Genomic DNA, 13,066 nt, shown 5'->3' with positions numbered 1-13,066 from the left:
GTCCGCTTCTTGTAGCGTTGGCTTAAGACGATAGACCGCCGTGTCGCCCGGACCCGGTCGACTCTTCACCATGCGCTGATCACTTTGATCCTGAGAAAGGGATATGAAGCAATTACCGTCGAGGACATCTGCAATGAGGCAAACATCGGCCGATCGACCTTTTACGCGCACTTCACCAGCAAGGACGACCTCAAGCGCAGCGGCCTGGACGATCATCTGCGCGCCATGCTGGTCGAACGCCAGCGGCATGCGCTTGCAGCGCCAGGCGAGCTGAAAGATCGCAGCTTGGGTTCGTGCTCGGTATGTTCGAGCACGCGCGTGAACATATAGATCTCTACCGAGCTCTGGCCGGGGGCCGCGGTGGGACTTTTGTGCTCGGCAGCATCCGCGAGATCTATGCGATCTCGTGCGCGCGGAGCTTGCCGCAAACAAGGACAGGAAGCTTCCCGATGTCGTGCCGAACGAACTGATCGTCCAGTTCGTCGTGGGTGCCTTTCTGTCGGTGCTGATCTGGTGGCTCGACGGCGGCGCCAAATTGCCGCCGCAACAAGTCGACCAGATCTTCCGGCGTCTGGCCACCGAGGGCGTCCCGTCGGCTTAGATATCAGGCCGAAGAACTGTGAAGCAGTCAGTTGCACTGCCGGCGTTGCCAATTCACCAACCACCGGCTTTGTTCGACGCATGTCCTTGAGGTCGCGATACACCGCCGTGAGGTCTGTCGACCAACGCCTCCGATACGTGGCTTGCGGCCGTCAGACGGCCGTCGGCGTGGACAGCAGCCACAGCCCGAAAACCGTATATCCGACCATAAAAACGGTCAGCGGAAATTGGCTGAGCGCCGCGCGGCTGCGCGCCGGATGCAAACGGAACGCCAGCCCGTGCGCGACCAGAACGGCAAGTATATGGCCGCCGATGATCGCCGCCGCCTGAAAGTTCCAGATGATCCACGCTGCATCGGAGCCCATGATCACTCCCGCCCCGACATTCATGTGCGCCGTGCCGAATAGGTTCCATCCCCGATCAAACGGATCCGAAATAGCGACGATCGCATTCTGGCCGTTCACCAGGAGGGCCGTCAGATAGTGGGAAAAATGATAGGCGAGCGCGATCGGGACGATCGACCAGACAAGGAGCCCGACCGCTTTTCCGAAAGAGATGCTCCCGGCCAACCGCTCACCGACAAACACTGCGGCGAAGAACACGGCGACAAGTGCGATAAACATCAGCACAAGACCGGCGCTGTTGATTCCGACTAATGCCGAGCGCCCCGGAAATTCGAGCGGATTGACACCATTCGCGCCCAGCCAAGAGAAGGTCTTCGACAGACCGTCGAAGGACACCGAGCTCAACGTCAGCAACAGAAAGAGCATACCGCTCGCCGGCAAGGCTTGCGCGCTCCACAATTTCGCTCCAGGCCAGCAGAGTGAGAGGGCGCGCCCCCCGCTTGGGTGGTCCGGCGTCGTTTCGACGATGGCGAAGCGTGACACCATGCGGAAGAACGCGGACAGAAACTCGCCGCGCCGGCTCCAGCCTTCGTAGCCGAAGATGATCATGCAGACGAAGGTCGAGAGCCAGTAGGCCATGAGAGCGAACGCAAGCCGCGCCGGATCTTCGGGCGCCGGATAGATCAGCTCGAACCAGGCGAAGCTTGCAAACAAAATCAACGCCGGCCAGTAAGCCAGTCCTTGTGGCATTGTGCGATCGCGGAATGCCGGGAAGACGCTGGAGAAAATGCGCCACGGCCCGTACCACGGGTTTGTCCACGACCAAACATTGCCGAATACGCCCTGAAGCAATGTCAGTCCGACCCAGACCAGCGTCCACACCGTTAGCGGAAGTGGATTCGACAGCGGATCTCGGCTGCCGAGAATTCCCGCCGCCACGAGTATGGCGAGAACCGCGAAGGCGAGCATGCTGATCCAAATGCGCGCGGCGTCGCCGAATTGACCAATTGGCAGGCGGGATGCCGAAATGCGTTCGAGCAGCCTGGGCGGGAGGACAGCCAGAACCAGAAAACTCGCGGCTACGGCCACCGCCCCGCCCACGACATAATATCCGGTCGGCAGGAGCATGACATAGCCGCGCTCGGAAGCATGGGCAAAGGCTGGGGTTGTGAAATGCGGCACGAGGGCAGCAGCTGATAATGCGATGCCCAACGCTCTCGCAGAGATGCTTTTATGTTCGCTGTCCGCCGCCATCCATCCGTCTTGCCACATGGCATTTGCGAAGGAAAGCGGACTACTGCTCGCGCAAGTGGAGGTGCCAAAGTGGGTGCCCGACTTCGTGCTAGCCCCCAAAGCCCGCTTGGTGAACAGGCCATATGATGCAGCTACGACTTCGAGTCGAGAGTTGCGTTGTGGACGACGTTCTCGTCCTCTGCCGTCTGCTGCAATACGTGGCAGCTGTGCCTGCGCCGGCCGGCGGCGCATTATCGTCGAAACAGGACCGGAGCGCCCACCGCCAGGCGCCCGGATCGTCGACGTGCAGAAGTTGTGGGCCGAACATCTACCAATGGCCGGAACTCGCGGCGCTGTCGATCCTGTTTCGCGAACGCCTGGTGTATTCCTTCGAGAGTCGGCCGCGCTTGTTCGACATTATCTCGCGCAGCATCGAAGGCGTCGCCGGCCTGATCCTGGGCCGGCGTCGCGGTCTGGCAGGTCGCTGCGCGCTGACCAGGCCCCGGATGGATTTCTGATTTGCGTCTGCCCATCCGGCCGGCGCATGGGCTGGCGGGAGAGGTTCGCTAGTTCAGGATCTGGGCAAGAAACAGTTTGCTGCGCTGGTGACGCGGATGCGAGAAGAATTCGGAGGGCGTGTTCATCTCGACGATCTCGCCCTGGTCCATGAAGACGACGCGGTCGGCGACCTGGCGGGCAAATCCCATCTCGTGCGTGACGCACAGCATCGTCATGCCATCGTCGGCCAGCGTGACCATGGTGTCGAGCACTTCCTTGACCATTTCAGGATCGAGGGCGGAGGTCGGTTCGTCGAAGAGCATGATCTTCGGGCTCATACAGAGCGCACGGGCGATGGCGACGCGCTGCTGCTGACCGCCGGACAACTGGCCGGGATATTTATGCGCCTGGTCCGGGATCTTCACCCGCTCCAGATAGTGCATGGCGGTCTGCTCGGCTTGCCCGCGCCGCATCCTGCGCACCCAGATCGGCGCCAGTGTCAGGTTTTCCAGAATGGTCAAATGCGGGAACAGGTTGAAGTGCTGGAACACCATGCCGATGTCACTGCGGATTACGTCGATCTGCTTCAAATCGTTGCTGAGTTCGACGCCTTCGACGACGATCTGCCCCTGCTGATGCTCCTCCAGCCGGTTGATGCAGCGGATCATCGTCGACTTGCCCGAGCCGGACGGACCGCAGATCACCAGCTTCTCGCCGCGATGGACGGTCAGGTTGATATTCTTCAGCACATGGAAATTTCCGTACCACTTGTTCATGCCGGTCATTTGGATAGCGGGTGGAGCGCTGCGATCGGGCATGGACGGAACGCGCGTTGGGGCGGACGATAACATCAAGGCATTTCCTAGTGAGCGGTCGGGCCGCGCCGCTCCAGGAAGTCGGCGAAGCGGGCGAATGAGAAGGAGAGCGCGAAGAAGAGCGCCCCGATAAACAGGAACGTCTCGGCCGCCGGCGACGGCCAGTCCGGGTCTGCCAGCGCCGCCTTACCGGAGCTGATCAGGTCGAACAGGCCGACGACCAGGACCAGGCTGGTGTTCTTGATCATGACGATGATGGTGTTGGCCAGCGCCGGGATCGCCACCCGGATCGCCTGCGGCAGGATCACCAGATATTGCGTGCGCCAGAAGGGCAGGCCGAGCGCCGCCGCGGCCTCGTGTTGGCCATTCGGGATGGCCTGCAGGCCGCCGCGGATCACCTCGGCGAGATAGGCCGCCGCGAAGATGGTGAGGGCGACCAGCGCACGCACGAACTTGTCGGGCAACAAGGCTTCGGGCAGGAACAGCGGCATCATGATCGATGCCACGAACAGGATGGACAAGAGCGGCAGTCCGCGCACCGATTCTATCAGGACCACGGCGCCGATGCGTATCGCGGGCATGGTCGAGCGCCTGGCAAGCGCCAACAGGATGCCGACGGGGAAGGCGACGCCGATGGCAACGACGGTGAGGATGAGCGTCACCGGCAGGCCGCCCCAGGACGAGGTCGGAACCTCGGCTAGGCCGAAACCGCCGGCCATCAGCCAGAAGATCAACACGAGCGCCGCCATCCAGAGCGCTGCCAGCCGCGGCGCCCAGCTGGCGGGCCGCACCGACCAGGCAAGCAGCGCCAGGATGAGCAGGCAGACGATGGCGGGGCGCCAGCGTTCGTCGAGCGGATATATGCCGAACAGCAACTGCCCGGACTTGGCGTAGATGAAGCTCCAGCAGGCTCCGGTGGCCACCCGGCAGGCGCTTGGATTGGGATCGAACAGCACGGCGTCGATTACCAGCCAGCGCAGCATCGGCGGTACCGTGGCGACGAGCAGAACGCCGAACAACAGCGTCAGGGCGGCATTGAGCGGCGTGCCGAACAGGAGCTTGGCGGACCGCCGCAAGGCGCCGAAGCGGATCTGTCCTGGCATTGGCTCGGCCGGAAGGGAAAGAGACACGGCCTTCATAGTTCAGCGCTCCACGATGGCGATGCGACGGTTGTACCAATTGGCCGCGCTCGACAGGCTCAGGTTGAGGGCGAGATAGACGCCGAGGATGATGAAGACGCCCTCGATCGAATGGCTGGACTTGCTGATGATGGTGTTCATGACCGCAAGGAAGTCCGGATAGCCGACCGCGATCGCCAGCGTCGAATTCTTGACGACGTTGATGTATTGGCTGTTGAGCGGCGGGACGATCACCCGCAGCATCTGCGGGATGATGATCAGACGCAGTATTTTGCCGCGCGGCAGGCCGAGCGAATGACCTGCGTCCCACTGACCGCGGCCGACCGAAAGCACGCCGCCGCGCACGATCTCGGCGACGAAGCCGGTAGTGTAGATGGTCAGCCCGATGAGGATGGTGCTGAGTTCGGGCGTCAGTTCCTTGCCGCCCTTGAAATTCGACCCGGTGAAGGTCGGCCAGTCGACGGAGAATTTCGCGTCGGCAAGCCATAGTCCGGCAACGCCCACCGTGAGGATCGCCGGCGTGGCCAGCGGCGGCAACCATCCTCTTCTCGCCGCCGCCCAGCCGGCGGCCGCCAATGCCAGGGCGAGAGCAATGACGAGCAATCCCGGGGTGGCGAAGTCCATGCTGACAGCCGGCACCACAAAGCCGCGCATGGAGGCGTAAACGCCTGGCAGCGGATTGAGCGCTTCGCCGACCGGCGGCAGCACCTTCCACCACAGCGAGTAGAGAAAGATCAGAAGCACGATCGGCGGTGAATTGCGTGCAACCTCCACCCATACGCGGCAGGTGCCCGCCGCCAGGGGATTGCTGCTCAGCCGGGTGATGCCGACGACGAGGCCGAGCGCGGATGAAAAGACGATGATGACCGCGGAGACGAAGACCGTATTGGCGAGCCCGGTCGCGATCGCCCAGTAATAGGGGTCCCGCGACTTGTAAGTGAGGATTGCTTCCGAGATGACGATCCTTGACGGCATCGTCAGGAAATCGAAGCCGATCGGGATGCCGCGTGCCCTGAGATTGGCGAAAGTCGTGCTGACGAGCAGGGCAGCGAAAGCGGCAACCGCGGCGGCCAGGGCACACTGGATGATGATCGATCTGGTCTTGGCATCGCTCAGCATGTTGACCTCGAGGGTTCGCGGCGTTGGCAGGGAAGGGGAGCGCCGGGCCCGTTCCCCTCCATCATGCGGCTCAATCCCAGGGGAAAGGATAGTTGAGGCCCCCGTCCTTCCACAACGCATTCAGACCGCGTTCGACCTTTAGCGGGCTGTCCTTGCCGAGATTGCGGTCCCAGATCTCGGCGTAGTTGCCCATTTGCTTGATGACGTTGTAGGCCCACTTATCGTCCAATCCGAGCGGCTTGCCGAAGCCGGATTCCTCGCCGAGCACCCGTTTGACTTCCGGACTGCCCGACACAAGCTTTTCATCGATGTTCTGCGAGGTGATGCCGTTGGCCTCGGCCCAGAACAGGGCATTCAATGTCCAGCGCACGACGTCGAAGAGTTGATCGTCGCCGCGGGCGACCGCGACGCCATTGGGTTCGGCGGCTTTGCCGACCTTGATGATGTCGTAGTCGTCGGGGTTCTTGGCCACCGAAGCACGCTGTCCGGCTGCCGCAGTGCCGTCGGTGACGTATGAATCGCAGCGGCCGCCGAAGAAGGCGTCGCGCGCCTGAATGGTCGAGTCGTAATAGACTTTCTCCATCGCGATCCCGAACTCTTCCTCGGTTTCCTCGATCGCTTTCTCGGTCAGGCTGCCACCGCCTTGCAGGCAAACGGTCTTTCCGTCCAGCAGTTTGGGCTCGGTAATATTGTCGGCCTTGCGCACGAGCATGCCGTCCGTGTCGTAGAGATTGATCCAGACGAAGCGGACAACCGTATCGCGACTGTAGGTGATGGTGGATGTGCGCGACAGAACGTCGATCTCTCCGGTCTGCAGCGCAGGAAAACGCTGGCCTGCGTTAAGCGGCACGTAACGGATCTTCTCCTTGTCGCCGAGGATGGCGACCGCGAAAGTGCGGCAGATGTCGGAATCGAAGCCGCGATAATACCCCTTCTCGTCGGGCCGGGAGAGACCAGGCACGCCCTGGCTGGCGCCACAGCTGACGTAGCCGCGCTCCTTGATTTTGTTGATGACCGCCTGCGCGTTGGCGTTGCTGCCGCCCGAAGACAGGCTGGCCAGCCCTATCGCCAGACCCGTGAGCCATTTCAGACCTTGATGTTTCATAGTCATTCCCCTTCTCGTTGAGGTTGTAATCATTCGGCGGCCTTGGCGTCGGCTGCTGCGGTTCCGTTGCGCCGGGCTTCAGCAAAGAGTTCGAAGGCCTGGGAAAGGTCGGCCAGAAGATCTTCGAGCGCCTCAAGGCCGATCGACAGGCGCCAGACCGGGCCGGGCTTCAGCCAATCGAGGCTGGCGCGGCCCTTGCGCGGATCGCTGACGGCAATCAGCGAATGCACGCCGCCCCAGCTTGCGCCGAGCCTGAACAGCCGCAGGCTGCGCAGGACATCGGATTGCAGTGGCGCCAGTTCCGGCCGCAGCACGAAGGAGAACACGCCCGCCGATCCGGCGAAGTCACGCTTCCAGACCGCGTGGCCGGGATGGCCAGACTGCGCGGGATGCAAGATCTGCGCGACTTCCGGGCGTTCCGATAGCCAGACGAGGATCTTGCGCGCGGTGCCGTCCGCATGACGCATGCGCACCGGCATGGTCATCAGGCCGCGCTCGCACAGCGCGCAATCCTCGGGCGAGACGCCATAGCCGAGGAAACGCGCCGTATCCTTCAGCTGCCGGAAAAGGGCCACGTCGTTGACGGCCACCGAGCCCATTAGAAGATCTCCATGGCCGCCGGCGTGTTTGGAAAGCGCCTGCATCGAAATGTCGACTCCATGGGCAAGCGGCTTGAACAGAAGGTGCGAGGCCCAGGTGTTGTCAGCCGCGACGAGAGCGCCAGTCTTGTGGGCGGCCGCCGCGATGGCCGGCACATCCTGCACCTCGAAGGTGGCCGAACCAGGCGATTCCACCCAGACCAGCCGCGTTCTGGCGTCGATCATCGCCGCGATGCTTGCGTCCAGCCGTGGATCGTAGGAAACCGCCTCGATCCCGAGGCGGCCAAGAAAACGCTCGGCCATGTCGCGTGCCGGGCCATAGAGCGTCTCCGGGATCAGAACCCTTTCGCCGCCGCGGCAGACAGCCATGGTCGCCAGCGTCATGGCAGCCATGCCCGACGGGACGACGAGAGCCCGGGATCCGCCTTCCAGCACGGCGATGTGATCTTCGAGCTGCCGGCTGGTCGGTGTGCCGTAAAGTCCGTAGCTGAACCCGTCGTACAGGCGCTCGACGCGACGCTCGAACGACTCCAGATCGTCAAAGACAACGGTCGAGGCTCGCTCGACCGGCATCGCCACCGCCTGGAACGGTTCCTCGGAGCGCTTGGGAGGATGGACATGTGAAGTGTCGTCGCGTCGGTTCATGGGCGAAACTTAGCGGGCTCATCCATTGCCATCTATGACCGCGCCGATAAAGTTAATTCGCTTTTGATATGGGCTGCACTATGAACCTGCGCGACATCGATGTCTTCAACGCGATCATGATCACGCGCGGCGCCGGCGCGGCGGCCGCGCTGCTCGACACCTCGCAGCCGGCCATCAGCCGTTCGCTAGCCAAGCTAGAGGCTGAACTCGGCTTCAGGCTTTTCGACCGCATTCGTGGCAGGCTGGTGCCGACACGCGAAGGGGAGTTGTTCCATGCCGAGGTGAAAGCCAACCTGGTCGGGCTCGACCGGCTGAAGCTGCGGGCGGCCCAGATCAAGGAGGTCGGCACCGGTACCATCCGCGTCGCCTCCCTGTCGGCACTCGGGCATGGGCTGGTGCCGCGCGCCATCGTAGCGTTCTCGCACCGGCATCCGCAGGTGCGAATCAGCTATCAGGTCCGCACCTCCAATGTCGTGCGCGACCTGGTCGCCTCTGGCAGTTTCGATATCGGGCTCGCGGCCGACGAGGTCGACACCAGCGGCGTGCTGCACAGCGTCTTCACCACACCGCGCGCCGTCTGCGTGATGCCGAAGAACCACCGGCTGGCGCGGAAGCAGATAATCACGCCGGCCGATCTCGCCGACGAGGCCTTCCTGGCATTGTCGCCGGAAGATACTGCTCGGCTCGCCATGGACAAGATCCTGGCCGCGCATGGGGTACGGCCGCGCATCTTGATCGAAACGCCCTACGGCCTGACTATCGCTATCCTTGCAGCGAAGGGCATGGGGATCGGCTTGGTCAATCCCTCCGTCATTGCGGACCGCATGATCGGCGGCATTTTGGCCAGGCCATTCGAGCCGGCCGTCAATTTCCGCGCGCTACTCCTCCGCCCGCCGGACGGCATCAATTCGACCTTGATCACCGACTTCATTGGCGAACTCTATGCCGCCCGCAATATGCTATCGAGCGAGGTATAGGCAATGTGGCTCGCCGCCTAAACATAGACGCCACCGGTCTTGCCTCAGTAAGGCGCGGACGTCCATGGCCTCACGCAGCGCGTCGCACGGCGCAAATTCGTGTTCGCCCCTTAGCCGGCTTCCTCGTTTGCACGAAACCGGACGATCTCGGCGAACGCGGAGCTATCCTGCCAGAGAAATAGATGGCCACCTTCGAACATGCGCAAGGTCGCCCTCGGGATTCTTCCCACCATGCGTTCCTGAGATGACAGTAGAGCGATCCCGTCGTACCACCCGCCACATATTAGAACTGGGCACCCGATTTGGTCCAGGCGCTCCCAGGGGCGTTGTCACGGTAACCGCGTGTCAGGAATCGCTGCGATAGATGCTGGGGATGAACACTTCGCAGATCAGCTACAAACGGCATCGGTTCCCACCCGAGATCATCGCCCACGCGGTGTGGCTATATTATCGATTTCCGCTGAGCCTGCGTCAAGTCGAAGAATGCTGCTGGAGCGCGGCATTGTCGCTTCCTACGAGACGATCCGTCGATGGGGAAAGAAGTTCGGGCTGGACTACGCTCGGCGCCTGCGCCGCAAGCAGCCCAGTCGAAATGACATCTGGCACCTCGACGAAGTCGCCATCACGATCGCCGGCAAGAAGCATTGGTTATGGCGGGCCGTCAACCAGGACGGCTATGTGCTCGACGAGATCGTCCAGACCCGGCGCAACACCAAGGCCGCCAAGCGCTTACTGACGGCTGTTGAAGAAGCAGGGCCAGGTGCCGAAGCGGATGATCACCGACAAGCGCGGCTCCTATGGAGCAGCGCGGCGTCAAGTCATGCCGGACGTCGAGCACCGGTCGCACAAGGGTTGAACAACAGAGCGGAGAATTCGCATGTGCCACGGCGAAAACGAGAGCGGATGATGCAAGGCTTTCGATCACCGGGGAGCCTCCAGCGTTTCGTCTCGACCTTTCTCTGCAGTCCGCAATCTCTTCGTCCCGCCCCGTTCAAAATGCTCCGCCTTTCAGATCCATCTTCACCGCCTGAATGCCAGCGCAATGGAAAGCTGCTGCCGGCGTGATCGCCTGAAATCATTCCCAAAAGTCACAACGACAGCCCATCTCCGTTTATGTGACATCACCCTTCAGATCGCCCGCAATTTGTAGTCCGCCGCTTTTGACCGGCGCCACGCCGCGTTGGTGGCGTGGATGATCGCAAAGCCTGAATTCGCGCTGCTTGCACGGCAACGTTCGTCCCGCGACGCGGCATGCGCCTTTATCGGTTATGCCGGCAGGCCGGCTATCCGCATGGCGTCGGTGACGTCATCGACAATATCCGGCGCAATGCCTACGGCGGCGGACCAGCGGCCGATGGTGAAGTGCGGGTCGAGCGACATCAGCCGCGCGGCCGATACTTTGGCCTCGTCGAGCCGCCCGAGCCTGGCCAGCGGTGCGGCCAGCCATCCGTGCAGCATGCTGAATCCGGGGTTCATTTCTACCGCCCGGCGGCCTGATATGACGGCCTGCTCGTGCCGGCCGGTGAGAAAATTGCCGAATCCGATCATGCCTTGCGGCACGCAGCTCATGGCGTCGAGGGGGTTCAGCCGTAACGCCTGCTCACCCCAGTCGATCGCCCGGGCAGCGTCGCCGCCATACGCCACCGACACGCAGCCGAAGGCAAAGACGAAGGCGCAGGAGGCGCTGAGCGTCAAAGCCTGCGCAAACGCTTCGTCGGCCAGACTGCGGTCATGCTCGACGATGCCGATGGTGAACCCGGCCAGAGCGAGCGCCATCGCGTCGCCCGAACCATGCTCGATCGCCGCATGGGCATGGCGGATCGACTTCTCGCGGTTCTCCGGATGCATCCCGCCGCGCACGAATAGCGTCTGGTGCGCCCAGGCAGCAAAGCCGTGCGCAAGGGCATAGGTCGGCTCGATGGCGAGCGCCTGGTCGAGCAGCGGCAGCCCCTTGGCGGCACCTTGCGGCATGAAGGTGTAGACATCGGGCAGCGCGCGCAGCAGCAGATCGTAGGCGTCGAGACTGTCGGGGCGCTTGCGCTTGACGCGTTCGATCTCGGCCCGGCGCAGATTGGGCTCTATTGCCGCGACCACGCTGATGGTGATCTCGTCCTGTAGGGCAAATACATCGGTCAGGTCGCGGTCGTAGCGTTCGGCCCACAGATGGCTGCCGTCCTCCGCGTCGATGAGCTGGCCGGTGATGCGCACGCGGCTTCCCACCTTGCGCACGCTGCCTTCCAGCACGTAGCGCACGCCAAGCTCGTGACCGACCTGCTTCACGTCCACCGCGCGGCCCTTGTAGGTGAAGGAGGAATTGCGCGCGATGACGAACAGCCACCTTATTCGCGACAGACCGGTGATGATGTCCTCGACCATGCCGTCAGCAAAATAATCCTGATCCGGATCGCCGCTCAGGTTCGCGAATGGCAGCACGGCGATGGAAGGACGGGCGGGAATGCCTAAGGCAGGCTTCGGCTGCTCCATCGGCGCGGTTGCCTGCGCGCCGCCATCCTCGCGGACGGTGCCGACGAAGCGAAGGCCCCTGCGCAGAATTGTGCGGATCAGGCGCTGTTCCTCGCCACTGTCATGCAACGCATTGCGGGCGGCGTTGATGCGGCTGGAGAGCGTGGCGTCCGAGACGATGCGGCCCTGCCAGACCGCATCGATCAAATCATCCTTGCTGACCACCCGCTCGCGATTGCGGATCAGATATTGCAGCAAGTCGAACACCTGCGGCTCGACCGAGATCAGGTCGTTGCCGCGACGGAGTTCGCGCCGGTCTCCGTCCAGGGCAAAATCCTCAAAATGATACGGCAAACTGCATGCTCCGGATTACGGCGAAGAGGGGCTGCCGACACTTTAGCCGCGTCGCGGACGCAAAATCAAAGCGATCTCAAGGTAAAATCAAGAGGTCCTGAAAGTCGCCTCAAAGCGCGCGCTTCTGCTCCGTCGCATAGTCCTCCTGCCACAACGGTTCACAACACTTTGAAAAAGGAGAACTCAGATGTCGAACACTGCAGCAAATTCCGTCGTCCTCGTGCATGGCGGCTTCGTCGATGGCTCCGGCTGGGACGGCGTCTACCAGATCCTGAAGAAGGACGGCTATGACGTGACCATCGTCCAGAACCCGACGACTTCGCTCGCCGACGACGTCGCTGTCACCAAGCGCGCCATCGCCGCCGCTCCCGGCAATGTCATCCTGGTCGGCCACTCCTATGGCGGCGTCGTGGTCTCCGAGGCCGGCACCGATCCGAAGGTGGCAGGTGTCGTCTATATCGCGGCGTTCGCGCCGGATGCAGGCGAGTCGGTTTCGACCCTGATCGCCAACCCGCCGCCCGGAGCGTCGGTGCCGCCGATCCTGCCGCCCGTCGACGGCTTCCTGATGCTCGACAAGGAGAAGTTCGCCGCCGCGTTCGCCGCCGATGTCCGTCCCTCGCTCGCCTCCTTCATGGCCGATTCGCAGGTGCCGTGGGGTGCGGCGGCGCTCGAAGGCAAGGTCAGCGCTCCGGCCTGGAAGGTGAAGCCCAGCTGGTACCTCGTTGCCACCGACGACAAGATGATCCCGCCGCCGGCGCAGCGCAACATGGCGAACCGGGCAGGGGCGACGACGGTGGAGGTGCCCGGCAGCCACGCCGTCTACGTCTCCGATCCTGCAGCTGTCGCCAGCCTCATCAAGCAGGCGGCCGCCGGCAAGAACTGAACCGGCATCACCTCTTATAGACAGCCTGGGCGCATGGCGGCGCTCAGGACCGTAGGCCGGCCGAACGACCGGATGCACCAGGACCTGACTGCTGTTGACTGCGTCAGAGTGAGCAATACACCAATTTTGCCGCGAAAAGATCCGCAAGGCCCGAGCCGACCGCTTTGAAAAGTGTGATTTGCTGCGGGTTGCTCCTCCCTTTGATCTCCTTCCTTGCAAGCTCTGCAAGGGTGCCCGCGGATGTGACTTGCCGATATGAGTGTGCTCGCAATTGGCTGGCTCAGATCTCCGG

Annotated in this window: 14 protein-coding genes; 6 read left to right on the top strand and 8 right to left on the bottom strand. The window is 62.7% G+C overall.

Annotated features, from left to right (window positions below; all coding sequences use genetic code 11):
- The first annotated feature begins 84 nt into the window (after positions 1-84).
- Positions 85-330, top strand: a complete 246-nt coding sequence (locus tag NKH78_RS23145) for a TetR/AcrR family transcriptional regulator (protein WP_352508722.1) — start codon at positions 85-87, stop codon at positions 328-330.
- A 76-nt stretch (positions 331-406) separates the two neighbouring features.
- Positions 407-601, top strand: a complete 195-nt coding sequence (locus tag NKH78_RS23140) for a TetR-like C-terminal domain-containing protein (protein ID WP_352508721.1) — start codon at positions 407-409, stop codon at positions 599-601.
- Positions 602-752: 151 nt separating this feature from the next.
- Here the strand turns inward: NKH78_RS23140 and NKH78_RS23135 are convergent, their stop codons facing one another.
- The gene (locus NKH78_RS23135; RefSeq protein WP_352517488.1) at positions 753-2,198 is read right to left on the bottom strand and encodes a hypothetical protein; all 1,446 of its coding nucleotides are present in this window, start codon (positions 2,196-2,198) and stop codon (positions 753-755) included.
- Between the two features lie 158 nt (positions 2,199-2,356).
- On the opposite strand from NKH78_RS23135, the gene NKH78_RS23130 reads away from it, so the two are divergent.
- Entirely contained in the window at positions 2,357-2,695 is a 339-nt protein-coding gene (locus tag NKH78_RS23130; protein WP_352453299.1) for a hypothetical protein, read from the top strand.
- 48 nt (positions 2,696-2,743) lie between these two features.
- Here NKH78_RS23130 and NKH78_RS23125 read toward each other — a convergent pair whose 3' ends face one another.
- The 5 genes from NKH78_RS23125 to metC form a co-directional block, all read right to left on the bottom strand.
- Positions 2,744-3,493, bottom strand: a complete 750-nt coding sequence (locus NKH78_RS23125; protein ID WP_352517496.1) for an amino acid ABC transporter ATP-binding protein — start codon at positions 3,491-3,493, stop codon at positions 2,744-2,746.
- Between the two features lie 44 nt (positions 3,494-3,537).
- Positions 3,538-4,593, bottom strand: coding sequence for an amino acid ABC transporter permease (locus NKH78_RS23120; RefSeq protein ID WP_352848573.1), 1,056 nt, complete (start codon positions 4,591-4,593; stop codon positions 3,538-3,540).
- Positions 4,594-4,632: 39 nt separating this feature from the next.
- Positions 4,633-5,748, bottom strand: coding sequence for an ABC transporter permease subunit (locus tag NKH78_RS23115; protein ID WP_352517485.1), 1,116 nt, complete (start codon positions 5,746-5,748; stop codon positions 4,633-4,635).
- 70 nt (positions 5,749-5,818) lie between these two features.
- Entirely contained in the window at positions 5,819-6,859 is a 1,041-nt protein-coding gene (locus NKH78_RS23110) for a transporter substrate-binding domain-containing protein (RefSeq protein ID WP_352517484.1), read from the bottom strand.
- A gap of 23 nt (positions 6,860-6,882) precedes the next feature.
- Positions 6,883-8,097, bottom strand: a complete 1,215-nt coding sequence (gene metC / locus NKH78_RS23105) for a cystathionine beta-lyase (RefSeq protein WP_352787517.1) — start codon at positions 8,095-8,097, stop codon at positions 6,883-6,885.
- A gap of 80 nt (positions 8,098-8,177) precedes the next feature.
- On the opposite strand from metC, the gene NKH78_RS23100 reads away from it, so the two are divergent.
- Together NKH78_RS23100 and NKH78_RS23095 are read left to right on the top strand one after the other, a co-directional pair.
- A complete protein-coding gene (locus tag NKH78_RS23100) occupies positions 8,178-9,074 on the top strand; it encodes a LysR family transcriptional regulator (RefSeq protein WP_352517482.1) in 897 nt (298 codons plus the stop codon).
- Between the two features lie 483 nt (positions 9,075-9,557).
- Positions 9,558-10,139, top strand: a complete 582-nt coding sequence (locus NKH78_RS23095; RefSeq protein WP_352517480.1) for a DDE-type integrase/transposase/recombinase — start codon at positions 9,558-9,560, stop codon at positions 10,137-10,139.
- A gap of 201 nt (positions 10,140-10,340) precedes the next feature.
- Here the strand turns inward: NKH78_RS23095 and NKH78_RS23090 are convergent, their stop codons facing one another.
- A complete protein-coding gene (locus NKH78_RS23090; RefSeq protein ID WP_352517479.1) occupies positions 10,341-11,891 on the bottom strand; it encodes a winged helix-turn-helix domain-containing protein in 1,551 nt (516 codons plus the stop codon).
- A gap of 187 nt (positions 11,892-12,078) precedes the next feature.
- Between NKH78_RS23090 and NKH78_RS23085 the strand changes: the two genes are divergently transcribed.
- Entirely contained in the window at positions 12,079-12,774 is a 696-nt protein-coding gene (locus tag NKH78_RS23085) for an alpha/beta hydrolase (RefSeq protein WP_352517478.1), read from the top strand.
- 103 nt (positions 12,775-12,877) lie between these two features.
- On the opposite strand, the gene NKH78_RS23080 is transcribed toward NKH78_RS23085, so the two are convergent.
- Positions 12,878-13,045 carry a hypothetical protein gene (locus NKH78_RS23080; protein ID WP_352517477.1) on the bottom strand — a complete coding sequence of 56 codons (168 nt, stop codon included), beginning with the start codon at positions 13,043-13,045 and terminating at the stop codon, positions 12,878-12,880.
- Between the last annotated feature and the right edge of the window lie 21 nt (positions 13,046-13,066).

Origin of the sequence: Mesorhizobium sp. M0910 (assembly GCF_040319465.1) — a bacterium.
Lineage (GTDB): Bacteria > Pseudomonadota > Alphaproteobacteria > Rhizobiales > Rhizobiaceae > Mesorhizobium.
This window is presented reverse-complemented; position numbering and strand designations above follow the sequence as displayed.